The 17477-nt window shown below is 44.7% G+C and carries 19 protein-coding genes and 3 pseudogenes; 5 read left to right on the top strand and 17 right to left on the bottom strand.

All coding sequences use genetic code 11. The features are described from left to right. Positions 1 to 107 precede the first annotated feature (107 nt). Positions 108 to 1247 (bottom strand): annotated as a pseudogene (locus tag DW757_RS16740) (MFS transporter); the annotation flags it as partial. Positions 1248 to 1345: 98 nt separating this feature from the next. On the opposite strand from DW757_RS16740, the gene DW757_RS16735 reads away from it, so the two are divergent. From DW757_RS16735 to DW757_RS16725, 3 genes are all read left to right on the top strand, one after another. Next, positions 1346 to 1690 carry a hypothetical protein gene (locus DW757_RS16735; RefSeq protein ID WP_117472322.1) on the top strand — a complete coding sequence of 115 codons (345 nt, stop codon included), beginning with the start codon at positions 1346 to 1348 and terminating at the stop codon, positions 1688 to 1690. Beyond that, positions 1684 to 2040, top strand: coding sequence for an IS66 family insertion sequence element accessory protein TnpB (gene tnpB, locus DW757_RS16730; protein WP_117472324.1), 357 nt, complete (start codon positions 1684 to 1686; stop codon positions 2038 to 2040). Before DW757_RS16735 ends, tnpB begins: the two co-directional genes overlap by 7 nt. Before the next feature lie 69 nt (positions 2041 to 2109). Further along, positions 2110 to 3708, top strand: a complete 1599-nt coding sequence (locus tag DW757_RS16725; RefSeq protein WP_165852602.1) for an IS66 family transposase — start codon at positions 2110 to 2112, stop codon at positions 3706 to 3708. A 70-nt stretch (positions 3709 to 3778) separates the two neighbouring features. Here the strand turns inward: DW757_RS16725 and DW757_RS16720 are convergent. The 5 genes and pseudogenes from DW757_RS16720 to DW757_RS16680 all read right to left on the bottom strand — a co-directional run. Continuing rightward, positions 3779 to 3961, bottom strand: a pseudogene (locus DW757_RS16720) (topoisomerase DNA-binding C4 zinc finger domain-containing protein); the annotation flags it as partial. Between the two features lie 169 nt (positions 3962 to 4130). Further along, entirely contained in the window at positions 4131 to 4868 is a 738-nt protein-coding gene (gene erm(B) / locus DW757_RS16710; protein WP_001038795.1) for a 23S rRNA (adenine(2058)-N(6))-methyltransferase Erm(B), read from the bottom strand. Positions 4869 to 4992: 124 nt separating this feature from the next. Further along, positions 4993 to 5076 (bottom strand): 23S rRNA methyltransferase attenuation leader peptide, encoded by an 84-nt coding sequence (locus tag DW757_RS16705; RefSeq protein ID WP_001814874.1) that lies wholly within the window; start codon positions 5074 to 5076, stop codon positions 4993 to 4995. Between the two features lie 48 nt (positions 5077 to 5124). After that, positions 5125 to 5307, bottom strand: coding sequence for a hypothetical protein (locus tag DW757_RS17860; protein ID WP_242985277.1), 183 nt, complete (start codon positions 5305 to 5307; stop codon positions 5125 to 5127). A gap of 1573 nt (positions 5308 to 6880) precedes the next feature. Next, positions 6881 to 7207, bottom strand: a complete 327-nt coding sequence (locus DW757_RS16680; protein WP_118752289.1) for a helix-turn-helix transcriptional regulator — start codon at positions 7205 to 7207, stop codon at positions 6881 to 6883. Positions 7208 to 7371: 164 nt separating this feature from the next. On the opposite strand from DW757_RS16680, the gene DW757_RS16675 reads away from it, so the two are divergent. Further along, positions 7372 to 7845: a hypothetical protein gene (locus tag DW757_RS16675; RefSeq protein WP_118752288.1), complete on the top strand. Its 474-nt coding sequence runs from the start codon at positions 7372 to 7374 to the stop codon at positions 7843 to 7845. A gap of 32 nt (positions 7846 to 7877) precedes the next feature. Next, the gene (locus tag DW757_RS16670) at positions 7878 to 8393 is read left to right on the top strand and encodes a DUF4367 domain-containing protein (RefSeq protein WP_118752287.1); all 516 of its coding nucleotides are present in this window, start codon (positions 7878 to 7880) and stop codon (positions 8391 to 8393) included. 54 nt (positions 8394 to 8447) lie between these two features. Here DW757_RS16670 and DW757_RS16665 read toward each other — a convergent pair whose 3' ends face one another. The 11 genes and pseudogenes from DW757_RS16665 to DW757_RS17855 form a co-directional block, all read right to left on the bottom strand. Beyond that, positions 8448 to 9848 (bottom strand): relaxase/mobilization nuclease domain-containing protein, encoded by a 1401-nt coding sequence (locus DW757_RS16665; RefSeq protein ID WP_118752286.1) that lies wholly within the window; start codon positions 9846 to 9848, stop codon positions 8448 to 8450. A 55-nt stretch (positions 9849 to 9903) separates the two neighbouring features. Continuing rightward, positions 9904 to 10170 (bottom strand): hypothetical protein, encoded by a 267-nt coding sequence (locus DW757_RS16660; protein WP_118752285.1) that lies wholly within the window; start codon positions 10168 to 10170, stop codon positions 9904 to 9906. A 14-nt stretch (positions 10171 to 10184) separates the two neighbouring features. Continuing rightward, the gene (locus tag DW757_RS16655) at positions 10185 to 10469 is read right to left on the bottom strand and encodes a hypothetical protein (RefSeq protein WP_118752284.1); all 285 of its coding nucleotides are present in this window, start codon (positions 10467 to 10469) and stop codon (positions 10185 to 10187) included. 152 nt (positions 10470 to 10621) lie between these two features. Next, on the bottom strand, positions 10622 to 11494 hold the full coding sequence (gene ant(6), locus DW757_RS16650; RefSeq protein ID WP_002582178.1) for an aminoglycoside 6-adenylyltransferase: 873 nt from the start codon (positions 11492 to 11494) through the stop codon (positions 10622 to 10624). Between the two features lie 53 nt (positions 11495 to 11547). Next, the gene (locus tag DW757_RS16645) at positions 11548 to 12315 is read right to left on the bottom strand and encodes a nucleoside phosphorylase (protein WP_002582179.1); all 768 of its coding nucleotides are present in this window, start codon (positions 12313 to 12315) and stop codon (positions 11548 to 11550) included. Positions 12316 to 12473: 158 nt separating this feature from the next. Continuing rightward, positions 12474 to 12806, bottom strand: coding sequence for a plasmid mobilization relaxosome protein MobC (mobC, locus tag DW757_RS16640; RefSeq protein ID WP_118752283.1), 333 nt, complete (start codon positions 12804 to 12806; stop codon positions 12474 to 12476). Further along, a pseudogene (locus DW757_RS16635) lies at positions 12806 to 14470 on the bottom strand (helicase-related protein); the annotation flags it as partial. The gene mobC and the pseudogene DW757_RS16635, both read right to left, overlap by 1 nt. A 1-nt stretch (position 14471) precedes the next feature. Beyond that, complete coding sequence (locus tag DW757_RS16630; protein WP_004452856.1) at positions 14472 to 14660, bottom strand: transposon-encoded TnpW family protein; 189 nt, start codon at positions 14658 to 14660, stop codon at positions 14472 to 14474. A 123-nt stretch (positions 14661 to 14783) separates the two neighbouring features. Then, on the bottom strand, positions 14784 to 16049 hold the full coding sequence (locus DW757_RS16625; RefSeq protein ID WP_021391154.1) for a plasmid recombination protein: 1266 nt from the start codon (positions 16047 to 16049) through the stop codon (positions 14784 to 14786). Positions 16050 to 16229: 180 nt separating this feature from the next. Further along, positions 16230 to 17252 (bottom strand): AAA family ATPase, encoded by a 1023-nt coding sequence (locus DW757_RS16620; protein ID WP_004452858.1) that lies wholly within the window; start codon positions 17250 to 17252, stop codon positions 16230 to 16232. Further along, positions 17233 to 17415, bottom strand: coding sequence for a hypothetical protein (locus DW757_RS17855; protein ID WP_118752282.1), 183 nt, complete (start codon positions 17413 to 17415; stop codon positions 17233 to 17235). Before DW757_RS17855 ends, DW757_RS16620 begins: the two co-directional genes overlap by 20 nt. Between the last annotated feature and the right edge of the window lie 62 nt (positions 17416 to 17477).

The raw sequence follows: 17477 nt of genomic DNA, 5'->3' as shown, positions 1-17477 counted from the left end.
TCGGGTACGGTATGCGAGTTTTATTTATTTTCCCGGTCTACTTGACAGGAGGCGGTTCAAACCACCATCCAGGCATTTTGTTTAGTAATAGAAAAAGGTGCAGTTGATTATTGCGTATTGTCAATCTCTCTCAAACCGGGTAGTAAAAATACGGCAAGCGCAACGATGATAATGCCAATTCCGCAAATGACAAACCATTTCTCAACTCCCAGCCGCTCCGCCAGAGGCCCGGAAATGACAAGGCCAAACGGCATGGCGAGGGAAGCGGCGCTTGTCAGTAGAGAAAAAACTCTCCCCAGATATTCTGGTTTGACCGTTTCTTGAAAAATCGCATTTTGCACACCGTAAAATGGAGCGGAAATTCCCATAACAGTACAGCACACAACAAAGACAAGAAATGCGTCTGGCGGCAAAAGCCCGGAGAGCATATTGCTAACGCCCATCAGGAGAACGGAAAGACCGATGGTGTACCGCCGTTTCTTAAAACCGCCCCAAATGCTCAGAATGACTCCGCCAAGCAGCATACCAACCGCAAAAGCAATTTCAGCGGCAGAGGCATGGGCCGGTGTTCCTTTGAAGTATGACATACAGATGAGAGGAAAAAGCGTACTGATTGGCATATAAAAGAACATATAAATTACACCAATCCAGAGCAGAGCAAAGAGGCCCCTGTTTTGCTTTAATACCACATACCCCTCTTTCATATCCTGTAAAAACTGTTGTCTTTTCGTTTCTGGACATAGTTCAGGCGTTGGTATGGACGAAATCGCAACAGTCACACAGGCAAGGATTGCACCCACAATATCTAACAATATAATTGCATTAAGAGGCCAAACAGCATATAAAAACGCTGCGGCAGCTGGACTGATAATCGCACTTACTGCTTGCATGGTCTGCGTGTAACCAGCGCATTTTGTAAGTTCCTCTTTTGGCACAATCATAGGTGTTGCTGCGCTGAATGCTGGAGAATGAAAAGCAGTTCCCGCACTTCGGATTAACAGGACAACCATAATAGACCATACGGGCAATTCCATGTAAAACGCCACCAGCGCCAGAATACCGCCAGCGGCGGCAATTATCAAATCCGCACCAATCATTACGCTTTTACGGCTGTGCCGGTCAACAAAAGCACCTGCAAACGGGCCTAAACAGGCTTGCGGCAAAAATCCAATCAGTGTTGCCGCCGTCAATATGATTGCAGAATTAGTTTTCGCAACCAAATAAAAGATAATGGCCATTTGCAAAATACGTAACCGTCAAATCTCCCGGCGGATGGACACCCATGGGATAATAGTAGTGGAACGTTTCGCGACGTTCCACTACTATTAACATCAGGGAGGACACCATGACATCAACAGAGCTAAAGCACCAGGCACGACAACAGAAATGGGTGGCAGCGATTCAGAATTGCAGAAGCAGCGGTCTTCCGGTACGGCAGTGGTGCAAGCAAAGAGGAATCACACCATCTACATACTATCGTTGGGAACGGGAAGTGCTGTCCATCGCAGATGCGGCACCGGAATTCCCCGGGGCACCTGCGTTTGCAGAGTTACCAGCACCGAAACAGCAGGATCGGAACGTTTCAGAATGTTCCGCCACGCTGCGGATCGGCAATAGCAGCATTGACTTCTATCAAGAGCTGAGTCCGGACCTGCTGAAAGCCCTGGTCGAGGCGCTGCGGCCATGCTGAACGATTTTTCCGGAGCGGATCGGGTCTATATCGCCTGTGGCTATACCGATCTGCGTAAAGGCATAGACGGTTTGGCCCGGATGGTGCAGCAGCAGTTTGAATTGGATCCGTTCACCAACACGCTGTTCCTGTTCTGTGGGCGGCGCAGAGACCGGATCAAGGGACTATACTGGGAAAAGGACGGGTTTATTCTGCTCTACAAGCGGCTGGAACAGGGTGCATACCAGTGGCCGAGAAGTGAATCTGAAGTACGGTCACTAACGCCGCAGCAGTACCGCTGGCTGATGGAAGGCTTACAGATCGAGCAGCCAAAAGCCCACCGCCCAGTATCTGGGCTGAGCATAATATAAGGCAGATTAAATTTCCGAAAAGCATCGAAAACACTGGCTTTTTGACACTTTTTGTGGTATAATTTTCACATGGAAAACGAGAAGAGAATTGCCACAAGTAACGCTGAAATGGTGACCATTTCACGCGCGGAATATGAATCTCAGCAAACTCAGCTCACTGAACTCAAGCTCCAGAACCAATGGCTTCTGGAGCAGTTGGGTCTTGCGAAAAAGCGGCAATTCGGCTCCTCCTCCGAGAAGTTGCAGGAGGGCCTGATGGATCAGCTTTCGCTAAGCTTCAATGAGCTTGAAGCCTACGCCTATGGCACCAAATCCGCTACGCCGGAGCAGGTTGCCGTGAAAGCCCATGCGCGCAAGAAGCAGTCCGGCAGCGTGACCGAGATCGTTCCGGAGGGCACACCCACTGAAGTGGTGGAGCACCGTCTGAGCGAAGAAGAGCTGATCTGCTCCGCCTGCGGCAGCAAAATGGAGGAGATCGGCAAAGAGGTCCGCCGGAGCCTGCAAATGGAGCCTGCCCGGTTCTGGATTCGAGAGGATGTCTACTATACCTACGCCTGCAGGAAGTGCGAGCAGGACAGCGGCGAGGCCAACATCCTGAAAACACCGAAGGAGCCTGCGCTGCTGCCCGGCAGCTATGCTTCCGCGGAGGCGGTAGCGCATATTGCGGTACAGAAGTTTGTGATGTATTCCCCGCTGTACCGGCTGGAGCAGGAGTTTCACCGCCAGGGATTGAAGCTCTCCCGGCAGACCATGTCCAACTGGCTGCTGAATGTCTCTGATACCTGGCTGCAGCCCATCTACGAGGTGCTGCACCGGCAGCTCTGCAGGGAGAAAGTTCTCCATGGCGATGAGACGACGCTGCAGGTACTGAAAGAACCCGGGAAGGCGGCGACCAGCAAGTCCTACATGTGGCTGTACAGGACCAGCGGCTGTACGGAGCATCCGATTGTCCTGTATGAATACCAGCCGAACCGGAAGGCAGAGCACGCGGAGGAGTTCTTAAAGGGCTTCTCCGGCTGGCTCCATGCGGATGGATACCATGGTTACCACAGGCTGCCGGAGAATATCCGGGTGGTTGGCTGCTGGGCCCACGCGCGGCGAAAATTTGATGAGGCGCTGCAGACGCTACTGCAGGAAAAGCGAAAAGATTCTCTGGCAGCGGCCGGCGAGTGCTACTGCTCAAGGCTGTTCCAGTTGGAAAAGTCTTTCGCAGAACTGACACCAGAAGAACGACATGCTAAGCGGCTGGAACAGGAAAAACCGGTTCTGGACGCTCTATTGGCGTGGGCAAATGCGGCCAGCGGCAAGGCGGCACCAAAGTCCGCTCTGGGTAGGGCGCTGCACTATCTGCTGGAGCAGTGGCCATACCTGATCCGTTATCTGGAGGATGGGCGGCTGGAACTGAGCAACAACCGTGCTGAACGCAGCATAAAGCCTTTTGTTATGGGCCGCAAGAATTGGCTGTTTGCCAATACACCGGGCGGCGCACAGTCCAGCAGTGTGATCTACAGCCTGATTGAGACAGCGAAAGAAAACGGATTAGATCCGTACCGTTACTTGCTCTGGGTTCTGCGGAATGCTCCCGCTATGAGCCAGATGGACGAGGCTTGGGCCGAACAACTCTTGCCTGCCAGTGCACCCCAGGAATGCAGAATACCAAAAGAATGAACATCTCTGGCCCAGCTGCGGTTGCTAAGCCAGAGATGCTTTTTTATGCGCCGGGAGATTTGACGGTTACGTTTTTGATTCCTTTTACCAGGGTTTCTTTTCCCTCCAGTAATTCTTTTACATTCGTTTTGGTTAGTTTTTTCTTTCTAAAATGTTCAGCTAAAGTAAACTTACATTCAGGATAATTTGAACAACCATAAAACGATTTTTTTAATACAATATTGTTGCCACACTTAGGACATTTTCCTACAAGGGGTCCCGAGCGCTTAGTGGGAATTTGTACCCCTTATCGATACAAATTCCCCGTAGGCGCTAGGGACCTCTTTAGCTTCTTGGAAGCTGTCAGTAGTATATCTAATAATTTATCTCCATTCCCTTTAGTAACGTGTAACTTTCCAAATTTAAAAAAGCGACTCATAGAATTATTTCCTCCCGTTAAATAATAGATAACTATTAAAAATAGACAATACTTGCTCATAAGTAATGGTACTTAAATTGTTTACTTTGGCGTGTTTCATTGCTTGATGAAACTGATTTTTAGTAAACAGTTGACGATATTCTCGATTGACCCATTTTGAAACAAAGTACGTATATAGCTTCCAATATTTATCTGGAACATCTGTGGTATGGCGGGTAAGTTTTATTAAGACACTGTTTACTTTTGGTTTAGGATGAAAGCATTCCGCTGGCAGCTTAAGCAATTGCTGAATCGAGACTTGAGTGTGCAAGAGCAACCCTAGTGTTCGGTGAATATCCAAGGTACGCTTGTAGAATCCTTCTTCAACAATCAGATAGATGTCAGACGCACGGCTTTCAAAAACCACTTTTTTAATAATTTGTGTGCTTAAATGGTAAGGAATATTCCCAACAATTTTATACCTCTGTTTGTTAGGGAATTGAAACTGTAGAATATCTTGGTGAATTAAAGTGACACGAGTATTCAGTTTTAATTTTTCTGACGATAAGTTGAATAGATGACTGTCTAATTCAATAGACGTTACCTGTTTACTTATTTTAGCCAGTTTCGTCGTTAAATGCCCTTTACCTGTTCCAATTTCGTAAACGGTATCGGTTTCTTTTAAATTCAATTGTTTTATTATTTGGTTGAGTACTTTTTCACTCGTTAAAAAGTTTTGAGAATATTTTATATTTTTGTTCATGTAATCTCTCCTGAAGTGATTACATCTATAAACAAATACAGAAGTTAAACGATTTGTTTGTAATTTTAGTTATCTGTTTAAAAAGTCATAAGATTAGTCACTGGTAGGAATTAATCTAACGTATTTATTTATCTGCGTAATCACTGTTTTTAGTCTGTTTCAAAACAGTAGATGTTTTATCTACATTACGCATTTGGAATACCAACATGACGAATCCCTCCTTCTTAATTACAAATTTTTAGCATCTAATTTAACTTCAATTCCTATTATACAAAATTTTAAGATAATGCACTATCAACACACTCTTAAGTTTGCTTCTAAGTCTTATTTCCATAACTTCTTTTACGTTTCCCAAAATACCGCTGCTAATAAAGGATATTGCTTGTCCGGCAAGAAGTGTAAAATAAGTTTTTCTCCATGAATTGTTGTTTTGGGTCATAATGCGAACCTCCTTTTTTATTGCATTGTTCCTTTGTTTCTGCAATAAAAAGCAGGCGTTGTCCCACAGAGAGGGCAGACGCCTGCATAACAACAAAGCACGAAAAAACACCACGATACAGTTCAAAGACTGCTCGTGTCAAACCTACGTGTTCCTTTGCATACGCACGCAAAAAAAGCCCACCATCATGTGGAAAGGTACTTCTACTTTTTATTGCTTATTAGCGTACACAAATTAACACACGTAAGCCTCCTTCCAATCTCAAACTGTCGCACAGTATAACACACATCCGATAGACTTGTCAACCATTTTTAACCTTGTTTTCCATCTTGTTTTTCCATCTCTTACGGGCAGTAGCAAAGCCAGGCGAGCCAGTCAACGGTCAAGATGAACGGCGCTTTCAGCGCCGCCGTTGACAGTCTCGCCCGTCTTTGCTAATGGGTAATCAAGGCGGGAAAGCCATTTTAGGGCTTTCCCGCCCATTTCAATTTTGGGAGAAGAAAGGCCCCAAAATGAACGAGTGCGGCCAAACACTTTTAGGGATTGGCCACCTTGTCCACCCATCCAGCGGGGCGGCGGGGAACGGTCAAGGCCGGGCGTCAGCCCATTCATTTCAGCCTTGACGGTTTCCTGCCGTCCTACTACTTTTCCCGGAGTGTGGCCACACATCTGGTCACGGTGTCCAGAGCTTTGGGACTTTTTGTCCCATAGGCCGGGGGCGGAGGACGAGGGACGGGGGCTTTCATAATACGCCCTGTCTGCTGCTGAAATCAGCCCTTTGTTTCCGGCTTACCAGCCCCAAACAAAGCCCTGCTTTCCTGCCGCGTCAAATGCCCTTGCCCTCCCCGGCGGCAACGGTATTTTCAGGGCAACGCCGACAGAGCGTATAACACACTACACTTTGCTCCGCAAAGTCGTGTGCCAAATGGGGCGCTGCCCCCTTTGGAAACCCCCGCAACAAACAGGTGCTATGCACCCAGCCGGGAGCATAGCGCCGTTTGTTGTCAGCAGCCCGTTTCACGGTCTGCGTGTAGTTCCTTGTAAACTGACCTAAGTATTTATATAAATATCCGAAAATGGCATATCCAATTTTTTTATCTGTTTGTTATATAGTGCAAGCGATTTTGTCCTGCATTCATCTGAACGGTATGTCGCCATCAAATCATCACTCCTTTGTATTATTCACTCAATACAGCGAATTTTTATATTGTATCAGAGATACCGCTGTTGATATAGTAAGATAATTCAGATCGTTGTGTCAATTCTATAGGTGATTTGCATAGTTTTCTCTTAAAAAATTCATCAATCGTATTTTCTTCACTACCGTTAGAGCATATCCGTATTTTAGAGTCTCACAAATTGGCAAGCAGTGTAAACCTGTACAGGTTCACTCATTTTCTCGATTTTCCCTCCGGTGCAATCTTCACAAATCTGCTCGTTGGGGCAAGCGTCCCCAATCCCCTTTGAACGGTATCTGCGATACCGGCTGCTCGTTCATTCTGAACGTTTTCTTGAGAAAGAAAAAACCTGGACTGCCATTTGGCATCCAGGTTAAAATCTTAATTCCATTTGATTATTCTTTCTTCTCAATCCAGCCAATAAAGGTACTGACCTTTTCGAGATCTTCCTCATTCATGGTTCTCAGCTTCTCGCATAATTCACGATACGGAGTTTTCGCATCGTCCAGTGGAGCGAAAAATTCTGCCGGTGTCATATCAAAATACGAGATGATATTGAACAGTTCCCTGAGAGACGGCAAGGCCGCTCCGCTGGTTATACCGCGAATGTATGAGCCACTCTTGTCCAAATCCAAACTCATCTTGTGTTCAGAAATATTCTTTGCTATTCTCAGTTCAGTAATCCTGATACGAATAAATTCATCATACTGCGTGTTGGCCATTTCTGTCCCTCCTTCCTCAATTATTGTAGTATGAATTGGAAGGCAGTGTTGGTAGCAAGAAAATGAATTTTCGCTTTATCCTTTCTTGTATTGGTGATATAATTACCAATATCGGATTTTGATTGGCGATACCAGTATGAAGTATCTCCAAAGGAGAGATTTTTATGAATTTATTCGCTGTCAGCTTCTTTGGACACAGAGAAGTTGATGATCCGTTTGTGATTGAACAGCAGTTGGAAGCAATCATCCGTGAGCTGCTTCATACCAAAGAATACGTCGAGTTCCTTGTAGGGCGAGACGGAGAATTTGATCAGCTTGTTTCATCAACGGTTCGCAGATGCAAGCGAACCATCCGGGATGACAACAGTTCTCTCGTTCTTGTACTGCCATATATGACGGCAGAATACCGGAACAATGAGCAGTCATTTCATGAGTATTATGATGAAATTGAAATCTGTCTCGAATCCGCAGAAAAGCATTTCAAGTCCGCCCATCAAGTCAGAAATCGGTCCATGGTTGACCGTTCGGATTTGGTTATTTTCTGTGTCGAACACGATTCTGGCGGAGCTTATCAGACCATGCGATATGCAAAAAAGGCAGGTGCAAAGATCATGAATCTGCCAGATGTACCTCGTTGACTTTCGCATTATTTTTCTCGGAAAGGAAGAACATGAATAAAAAGAAACGAATAGCCATTCTATTTGCCGTCATTATTATTTTGGCAGTTGGAATCATAATTGCGGTGGCTTCACATCAGAAAAAGGAAATGGACTTCGATGAATTTGCTGACCGTTTTGAAAAGAGCGCAGAAGAAGTTCTTGGAGAAGATGTAAAGAAGGTCTCCAAAACAGAACTCGCAGCCACACTTACCTACGGAGATCAAAACGACAAGGATAACAACATTTACTACCGTATCCTTAAAACCACATTTTACGAAGGAGACCCAGCAGAAATCCACGGATTACATACCGAAGCTCTGAAAGTTCTTTTTCCGGTGGATAGCATGGACAGCTGTGAGGAAATGATGATTCAGGACTGGCCTGGAGCTCTATATAAGAAGGACGACACGGCATTTCTGTGCTGGAGGTATTCTCCAGAAGTTACTTATGTTCTGGAATACACTCCAAGCAAAATTGATGATTCTGAGATTATCAAAATGGCAGAAAGCGCAGAACCTGTAAAATAAAAAAGCCGCCACGATCTACACTCCATACCGGAGCATAGACCGTGGCATTTTTGATTAACGAAGAGGCTTCTTTTCTTCTTTTTCCTGTTCTTTCTTCCTGTCAATATTCAGGATCGTCTCAACCGTCTGCTTCGCAATCAGGTATTCCTGCATCTCTTTCTTCACCTGACGATACTCTGCGTAGGCTTGTTTCTTCTCAACCAGGAGTCGATTAAATTCCTCATGAAGAGCCTGACGAGAAGGAACCTTTTTCCCCTCCAGCTGGTCAAAGGCTTGCTTTGCCGCCTTGTGGAGCATCAGCTCGTCACGATGTTCTTCAAAGAACTTTTTGCTGTACCCGGACTTGCGGTACGCTTCATAGGTTTTTCTGGTCTTGGAGTAATTATTGATGTGCGTCTGCAATGCTCCAATCTCGACCATCCGCTTCTCAGCCGCCTTGATAGAGTCGGAAAGTTCGGAGAAGCGAGAGGCCAGCTTATCCGTGAGGGCAACCAAGTCCTCGTAACTATCTACTCCTTTTTCTTTCAAAAGGCATACTGTCCTGGCAGCTTCTTTGCGGTTATATTTCTTTGCCCACTTCTCATACCCAACCGATTTTCCTTCCGCCATCTTAGACTGAATATCAATAAGAAGGTGGAACTGCTTCTGTTCGGGAGCCTGACGAGAACCGTCCTTAGACTTGTGCAGACTTTTTCCGGCAATAACAGCACGGATTTCTTCCTCACTATACCCTTCACCCAGAGAACGCAGGCGGATAAATCGCTTCTGTTCCTTTCCCTTAAATGCAGGCTGTTTCCCATCCTTAAACTCGAATCCCATATCGGCAAGAGCCTGAACAAAATCTTCAAAGCCCTTAGGTTTCTCTTTGAGTACCAAGTCAATGGCTTCGCAAAGCTCGTCACGCTGGGTCCGCTTTTTCGGGAAAACCGTTCGTTTCTGACGCTCCCGGTAGGGTTTTGGTGTGATGATAGAAAGTCCATGCTCCGCACAAACACGATCACTCAGCTTTTGAATCGCCAGACCGGAAAGAAAGAAGTTGTTGAACTTCCGTGAGCAGTCAATGGATGTCGAATTATAAATGATGTGATTGTGTATATGGGCTTTGTCGATATGGGTTGCAACAATAAACGCATGGTTTCCCTTCGTCCAGCGCATTGCCGTTTCATAACCTACTTGATTTGCTTCTTCCGGCGTAACTTCTCCGGGCTTAAAGGACTGGCGTATCTGATAGGCGATGATGTTATTCTTTTGCTGTCTGCCGGTGATGTGCTGATACTGCCTTTTGGAAAGAAGAAATTCTTCATCGGCAGTCTTGGGATCACACTCATAGGAGCTGATAAATTCGCCGTCATTAGTTTTTGCAGCATTTTGAGAGTAATCAGTACGGTCAGCCAGACACTGAGCGACTGTTTTGCCTTTGTTCACATGGAGCGCAATCAATCTTGTTGCTGCCATTCACATCACATCCTTTCCAAAAAGAAAAGCCACCCGAAGGTGACTTTCCATAAAACTATCTCAGCATCTTTTCCCGATCTTCTGCACCACGCAGATATGCCAGTTTTGCCAGATGCAGCTGAACCGCATAAAGGCTGTTGATTGTGTGTTCGCATTGTTTCCAAAGGGGTGTATTCGCTTCGCCTACGATGTCTGCAAGGGCGTGTATGGCTTCATCAGCCGCTTGTTGCAGTTCCGCATATTGCTCATCTTCTCCGGCGATTTCCCCGGTTACATCGTTATAGGCTATTTCAAAGTAATGCTCCATAAATCCTCTGTCCATCAGTTTCTCCCATCTTAATAACAAATAAATTCTTTGATATGGTTGCCCAAAGTTTCAAATTTTACAACAGCCCAGACCAACAGGAAGATTGCGAGGATCGCCGCCAATCCCATGCCGACAAGGATGGCCAGCGAAGTCCACATTGCCTGAACGATACAGTAGATGGCGCAGCCTGCGATGACCAGAAGCAATAACCCAATCACATAAGAGGAAATGTTGGTGAGCAGATTTCCAAGGATACAAATAGATTTTACAACGAACAGCACCGGAAGTGCCAATACTTTCAGCATCATTTTCATAAGCAAAACTCCTTTCTTCTAACTATATTGTACAAGGGGGCTTGCAAAGACGCAACGATGTCACCCCCTATGTAAAAGGAAAAGGACGCAAGGCTTTTTGTCGCCTATGCGTCCTTAAAACTTAAATATTCAGTTCGACAAATTGGAATTTGTCAATACCTATTACCATAAAGATATTTATTTGAAATTCTCTTTTGTGTTTCCAAATATTTTGTAACGTTTTCATCATAATCAGGATAATTATAACCAAGTGAATCTGCCACTTTTTTAGATATTTTTTTGAACAAACATAGACACAAATCAAACGATTTCCACATTTCTTCATACGAACTCATTGAATATGTATTTAGTAAGTTATCCCACAATTCTTTTGAAATATGCTTATCTAAAAATTTATAGTTTTTACCCAAACTGAAATTAAATCCTTTTTCAGTACCGACATACCAACTAATCATCCTAAGAAGCTCATGACGTAATACTTCATTCATATGGTCTATTGCAAATAGTATTTCACCACGAAGTAAGCCCTTGGATACATATGTTGCAACATTCCAAAATTCGTTACAACAGTCATCAAACTTTCTTTCTGTTGGACACTTAATGTAATAATCTTCATCTGTGGGAACTATTTCTGTTTTAATCATATTATCTTTATCTAACATGATTTTTACAAGTTTATCGCGAGTAAGATACTCCTCAAGCATTGAAACAGGTAACAAAGTTAAATCAATCTTTACACCATCATCAAAAAGCATTATATAAGAAAATCCTTTTTCTTCTGGAGGAAATAATTCCATATCTTCAGGTTTTTGCATCATAATTCTGTTACCAAAAACACTAAGCCAGTCATCGCTTTTCAAAAATTCTCCCATATCTATAACAAAAAAAGTAATATCATAATCTTGAAGATTGTCTTTTGGTATATTAACATTAGTGCGAGACCCCTCAAGAGTTACAATTCTAATTCTCTCATCTTGAAAAGCAAAATTCAAAACTAAATCGTATATTTCTTTTTCAGTCCTCATTTCATTCACCTCAATAAAATTATATCACAAAAAAAGATTGATTCTAACTGTTCTTATAATTTGATAACCGCATCAAGGCAGAGCGTAAGTGCATATTCGTATGCATTACCGCCCCAGTTTCTTTCGTCGTATTTGTCAACATCTGCAAGACTGTCTGCGGTATAAAGTATCATACCCCAGGTTGCCCCTCTGAAATCAGCACAGGCCGCCAGAGCAGAACATTCCATTTCTACAACTGCACAGCCTTCACTTTTGCGATAAGCCACCTTTTCTTTGGTTTCACGGAAAAATCCATCCGTTGACCAGGTTATAACCTCCTGATATTTCATACTATGCTCAAGAATGGTTTCTTCAATTGCTTTTCTTGCCTTCTCGCTGATTTCCACAAATCGAGAAGGGGGCGCATAGTGATAAGATGTTCCCTCATCACGCAGAGCCTTGTTTGGTACGAGGAATGTACTTTCGGGGAACTTTTCCAGAGCACCGCAACTACCTGCCGAGATTACCTCTCTTACACCATAACCAATCAGCCAATCAAGTATCTGTGTGGCTGCTGCCGCACCAACGGGTGCTTGACAAAGCACAATGTCCTCACCCTTGTATTTGGTGATGTAAATGGGATAATGCTTCGTTGCACTCTCAAAAGTGGATACCTGTTTGGTATCACTTTTACTGGCATATTCATCTATGTAAGCACCAAGAAATGCGAACACACATTTCTTGGGTAAGTTCAAACCAAGATTTTCATGAGTGGGATTAAGAACTGCTGTCTGCTCTGTATCAAACTCCAAAATCGGTATTTCGTTTTTAATAATAGCCATACTATCTCTCCGTCAAATTCAAGTTTGTCTAACTGTTTCTAAACAGATCTTTTCAATAATATTGTAGCTCATAAATGTGAACAATTCAACCAATGAAAGCGTATTGTCCTATGTAAAGCCGCAGCCAAAACTGCGACTTCCCGACAAGTTGTCGGGGATTACTGGATGGATGCCAACCTGACAAGCACTTCTTTCATATCCGTCCAGATTTCTTCCAGACGCACCTGTAGGTCGTTGATGTCGGCTTCATAAATGCTGCCGGTCTCATTGGCTCGTTTTGCGTACTGGTTCAGGTTGTTGGAACAGATTCGCAGGAGCGAAACCAGAGCTTTCACATCCTGCAAATCCAGATTGATGCAGTAGCCATCCAGAGCCATCTTGCGAAGATACGCCCCCATGCTTCGGATGCCAAGTTCATCCATCTTCTGATGGATTCTCTCAACTTCCTCTTTGGATGCAAGGAAATGAACATCCTGGTCTCGCTTTGCCATTACAACACCTCCTCGTGAGCTTCAGAGCGTTTTGCAGGCGGGATATGCTCTGCTTTGGATTTCAGATCAGCCAGAACAGAAGGACGCTCTGTGCTTTTCTTTTCGGCACGGCTCTCCACCGTGTCCTCCATATTCAGAGCCGCATCAAGCTCTGCCAGTCGCTGACTTTTCGCCATCAGTTCTGCTTCCTGAGGGAACGGTTTTCCAAGTTCACCTTTGGTCGCTTCCTGCTGATTGTAGAGATTGGTCAGCTGTTCATTAGCTCTTTCCAGCTTTTCTGTAATGCCTGCAAGGGCATTATCCAGACGGGTGATGTTGCCCCTCGCATCAGTGCCAAGGGCTACACGGTGGCTCATAGAGCCTTTCAGAGTGATGTCGTACTCGTGACAGAAACTGTCGAAAGAAAGCTCCATCTGGAACCCACGATAACTGCCCAGAGGGACAGGATCGGAGCCTTTTACTTCCTTACACGCTGCCAGAATCCACTCACCGGCATCTGCTTTTTCCGCATAATGCTTTCCACGGATGTCCATGCCGCAGAACCCCTCGGAGATCTGCGGGTGAGCTTCTACGGTCTTAATGTCAGCTTCAAAGCCATGAATATAGCCTGTCTGCTTTTCAATCTCAGCCGGGAAATATTTCAGGAGCTTATCTTCCATGCGGTACTGCTGACTCTGGTGGTCAGCTTTCAGCACCTTCAGCCTTGCCACATCAATGTCCAAGTCCATTTTTTCCTTGATAAGAGGATTACCGGCACACAGCGCCTTGATTTCCGCATAGGACAGAGCCTGCTCGTCCACATCATCACAGGAACGAACCGGCGATTTGGAGGTCATAATCTGAGAAATGAACTTCTGCTTGTTCTCCAAGGTCTGATACAGATATGCGTCGAAGGTTCCCTCCGTTACATACTGATACACCTGAACTTCTTTGTTCTGGTTGCCCTGGCGGATGATACGACCGTTTCTCTGGGTCATATCGGACGGACGCCAACCCACATCCAAGTGATGAACTGCCACCAGTTTGTCCTGGACATTGGTTCCTGCGCCCATTTTCTGTGTACTGCCAAGCAGTACACGCACCTGACCGGTACGAACCTTGGCAAAGAGGTCTTTTTTCTTTGCTTCGGTATCCGCATCATGGATGAATGCAACTTCCTCCGCAGGCACTCCGTTTGCGATCAGCTTCGTTTTAATGTCATCGTAGACATTGAACGTACCGTCATTCTTCGGAGTGGACAGGTCACAAAACACAAGCTGAGTCAGCTTATCTGCCTGACCGTCCTGCCAGATACGGAGAACATTCCCCATACAGGCATTCAATTTGCTGTCCGGGTCATCAGGGAGCAACGGGTTCATCAGTCGCTGATCCAGTCCCAGCTTTCGACCATCGCTTGTGATCTTCAGCATATTGTCCTCGGACGGGTCTACGATACCTGCATGGACTGCCGCTGCTCGCTCGGAAAGCTCCGCTACCATATCCTGCTGATGTTCAGAGGGCTGAACCACAACAGTCTCAAACTTTGCTTCAGGAACAGGGAGATTCAACTGGTCAGAGGTCTTGATGTCTGCCACTTCCTTGAACATATTCATCAGTTCAGGAAGGTTGAAGAACTTTGCAAATCTGGTTCTGGCACGATAGCCGGTTCCCTCGGGAACGAGTTTGTCAAGATGATTTTTGTAAGTTTTCTAAATTCAAATATTTATCCGCTGAAAAATCTCCCAACATCTCGTGTCTGCATATTTCTTGAAACACCGTATTCAAAGGCTTCTTCGCACTTTCCGATTGCTTCACATTTACAATAAAAGTGGTTTTACCTATTCGTGTTGTATAAGATAAAGTGTTTTCTTTCATATCGTCCGTTTCTCCTTTTCATAAATTGACTGTGGGGCATTCCGTTTAGAACACCCCACAAATACAGCCTGTTTCATCTGAACATATCAAGAAGTCATTAAGTTGCAAGTACAATGGAAATGGTTATCTTTCCATACCACGCTTGTTTCTTCGTGCCTTGATACGCTCCTGTCTTTCTTTTTCCCTTGCTTCTTTTTCGGCTCGTTCCTGTGCTTCCTTAAAAGAAAAAAGTTGCTTCACTTTTTCGGTAAAAAGTTTAGCAACTTCGGGGAAATGCTCCAACGCTTCAAGAAAAGGTCTGCACTTTTCTTTCAGTTCGTTGTATTTGGTTTTCATTCTTTCCAGTGCATTTGCACTGTCAAAATATTTCTGTCGGTAATAATTTGCACTCTGCTCCAATTTATTGATTTCCGCACGACTGGTAATGCCCTCTTTGGCAAGGGAAGTCAGCTCAGAATAATCCTCTTTGGAGATTGCCATTTTACCTGTGATTGTTTTCTGCCCCATACTGTCAATCTCGTTTAAGGTTTTGGAAATATGACGGGCAGGCTCATACTTAACCTGTTCCTTTTGAATACGCTTCTGCAACTTCTCCAATCGCTCTTTATCCTGTTTGATTTGATATTGCAGGGAAGTCAAATGCTCTGCCGTACTTCCGTATTCGCCACGCTGAAAGCCTTTGAACCCTTGTTCCGTCATATAGTGAAACAACTCATCTTGCAGTATGCTGTACGAAGCTCGGAACATCGGTTTCCCGTTCTTTCTTAGCAATGGATTTCCTTTTTCATCGGTCAGCGGAATATCCGATTTCCATTTCTTTGAATGGCTTATCTGATTAACAACCGCCTTGACCGTTCCTCGCAGTTCGGGGTCTTTGCAACGCTTACTCCATAAGATTTCTTTCTCCACCACAGGCAGAACCATAGCGTGAAGATGATAGTGGTAAACCTCTTTTCCAAGTTCTTCGGTTGCCGCTACATTGATTTCATCAGCGTGCATTACTGCCGATATAACATTGTCAGCACCGAATTTTTCTTCGATGAAATGATAGGCTTCTTCATAAAACTGCTTTGCGTATTCATAACCACCGTTACGCTCGAAGTACATCGTGTTCACATCAATCACAATCTCATTAAAGAGTGTTGCGTCTTTCCTTAACCCACGAAGCGACACCTGCCCGTCTGTTTCCATCTGCTTTAACTGTTCCATATAGGTCGGGGCAGTCGGTTTTTTGAAATGCACATTAAAGGGTATTCGTTCCACAATTACATTCATATTTTCATAGGTTTCATTCTTGCGTTCGTTGTGCCTTTCCGCCTTGCTCACATCAGAAGCGGTGTACTGTTTTACCCTTGCACAACTCATATCTGCCTTGTTGGTTTTTGCCATTTTACTCTCCTTTCCAGACAGGGGCGAAGCCATTACACAACATTCTTTGAATGTGTGTAACCCACTATGACACTTTCAGACTTCGTCTGCAAAGATGTCGTGGGCAAGGGAGTTCCCCCTTGACCTCCTTATGATACCTCAATCATAAAAACAGACTGTCCACTCATCAGACAGCCTGCATTATTCTCTCGGTATATCGCCCATCGGCAAAGACCAGTACCACAGAAAGCCTTTCTTTTTGGAGATAACTCCTGCTTTCTTCTTTGCCTTTTTGATGGTTGATTTCTTGAACCCTGCGGCTTCAAGTCTTTCTTCGCAATCCGAAGAAAGCATTTCTCCGTCTTTCAGCATTTCCAAAAGAAATTCTTTTGCCTTGATTTCCTTATCGTTCGGTCTGCCCATTTTAGGGGCAAGGGATTGGAACGCTTCTTCTGCTGTCATTTCCATTTCAGAGATAAAGTCCACTCCTTTTTCTGCAACCTCAAAGAGAATTGCAGAGCCTGTCGGGGCAAGGTTGGATTTCACTTGCACCATATATCTTTCCGCTGGTGCTTCTTTGTTCGGTGTGCGTGTGATTGCAAGAATACTTCTTGCAGCACCCGCAATATCAATAGAACCATTGGTACGATAAAGTGGATTGGTATCTCTCATCTTGTTCATATGAGCGATAATCACGATTGCACAGCCAGTATTCTTCGCAACCGCAATCAGATGATTAAACTCTGCTCGTGTTTCGTTGGCATTGTTCATTGAACAGTTCTCTCCGATATAGGAACTCATCGGGTCAAGAATTAAAAGTTTTGCGTGATACCTTTCGATTGCTTCAGCAATACGGTTATCCCCAAAGGATAAAGACTTTTCATCTTCCTTGATGAAGATAAGATTTTCTCCATTCCCACCGGCTGAATTAAATCGGGGTACTACCGTATCGTCTGCGTCATCTTCCGTTGTCTGATAGATGATAGTCATAGGCTCGGTTTCTTCCGTTTCAGTAAAGGGCAGAGGTTCGCCCTTAGAGAGTAGGGCGGCAATGGAAAGCATTAACTTGCTTTTTCCATCGCCCGGATCGCCCTGCAACAGCGTAACCTTGCCGAACGGAATATACGGATACCACAGCCATTTCACTTCTTTCGGTTCGATTTCACTTGCCTTGATAACTTCAAGAGGTACATTTACATTCATTTCATTTTCCGTCTGCTTCATTGTTCTTCGTTCTCCTTTTCGATAAATACTTCGGGCAAAGCACTACGATACAGCGGAAACTCTGCTTGCAGTCATTACTGCACTTTCTGCAAAGTTCGTTGTAGGTAATGCGATTTCTTTCATTCAGAAACAACGCCCACTCTTGTTTCCGTTTCTTGCTCATTCTGTAAGCGCTTTATAACCAACCGGATAGTCAAACTCCAACTTTTGTGAGATACTTCAGAT

This window comes from Clostridium sp. AM29-11AC, from assembly GCF_003480545.1.
GTDB lineage: Bacteria > Bacillota > Clostridia > Lachnospirales > Lachnospiraceae > Otoolea > Otoolea saccharolyticum_A.
This window is presented reverse-complemented; position numbering and strand designations above follow the sequence as displayed.

Bases quoted from the DNA above. Each gene is read 5' to 3' on its own strand.
- DW757_RS16680 (WP_118752289.1), bottom strand. From the start codon at position 7,207: ATGGCCAACACGCAGTATGATGAATTTATTCGTATCAGGATTACTGAA.
- DW757_RS16725 (WP_165852602.1), top strand. From the start codon at position 2,110: ATGGAAAACGAGAAGAGAATTGCCACAAGTAACGCTGAAATGGTGACC.
- tnpB (WP_117472324.1), top strand. From the start codon at position 1,684: ATGCTGAACGATTTTTCCGGAGCGGATCGGGTCTATATCGCCTGTGGC.
- DW757_RS16665 (WP_118752286.1), bottom strand. From the start codon at position 9,848: ATGGCAGCAACAAGATTGATTGCGCTCCATGTGAACAAAGGCAAAACA.
- DW757_RS16705 (WP_001814874.1), bottom strand. From the start codon at position 5,076: ATGTTGGTATTCCAAATGCGTAATGTAGATAAAACATCTACTGTTTTG.
- DW757_RS16645 (WP_002582179.1), bottom strand. From the start codon at position 12,315: ATGGCTATTATTAAAAACGAAATACCGATTTTGGAGTTTGATACAGAG.
- DW757_RS16660 (WP_118752285.1), bottom strand. From the start codon at position 10,170: ATGGACAGAGGATTTATGGAGCATTACTTTGAAATAGCCTATAACGAT.
- DW757_RS16675 (WP_118752288.1), top strand. From the start codon at position 7,372: ATGAATTTATTCGCTGTCAGCTTCTTTGGACACAGAGAAGTTGATGAT.
- DW757_RS17860 (WP_242985277.1), bottom strand. From the start codon at position 5,307: ATGACCCAAAACAACAATTCATGGAGAAAAACTTATTTTACACTTCTT.
- DW757_RS16735 (WP_117472322.1), top strand. From the start codon at position 1,346: ATGACATCAACAGAGCTAAAGCACCAGGCACGACAACAGAAATGGGTG.
- DW757_RS17855 (WP_118752282.1), bottom strand. From the start codon at position 17,415: ATGAGCAAGAAACGGAAACAAGAGTGGGCGTTGTTTCTGAATGAAAGA.
- DW757_RS16670 (WP_118752287.1), top strand. From the start codon at position 7,878: ATGAATAAAAAGAAACGAATAGCCATTCTATTTGCCGTCATTATTATT.
- DW757_RS16655 (WP_118752284.1), bottom strand. From the start codon at position 10,469: ATGAAAATGATGCTGAAAGTATTGGCACTTCCGGTGCTGTTCGTTGTA.
- DW757_RS16630 (WP_004452856.1), bottom strand. From the start codon at position 14,660: ATGAAAGAAAACACTTTATCTTATACAACACGAATAGGTAAAACCACT.
- mobC (WP_118752283.1), bottom strand. From the start codon at position 12,806: ATGGCAAAGCGAGACCAGGATGTTCATTTCCTTGCATCCAAAGAGGAA.
- DW757_RS16620 (WP_004452858.1), bottom strand. From the start codon at position 17,252: ATGAAGCAGACGGAAAATGAAATGAATGTAAATGTACCTCTTGAAGTT.
- DW757_RS16625 (WP_021391154.1), bottom strand. From the start codon at position 16,049: ATGGCAAAAACCAACAAGGCAGATATGAGTTGTGCAAGGGTAAAACAG.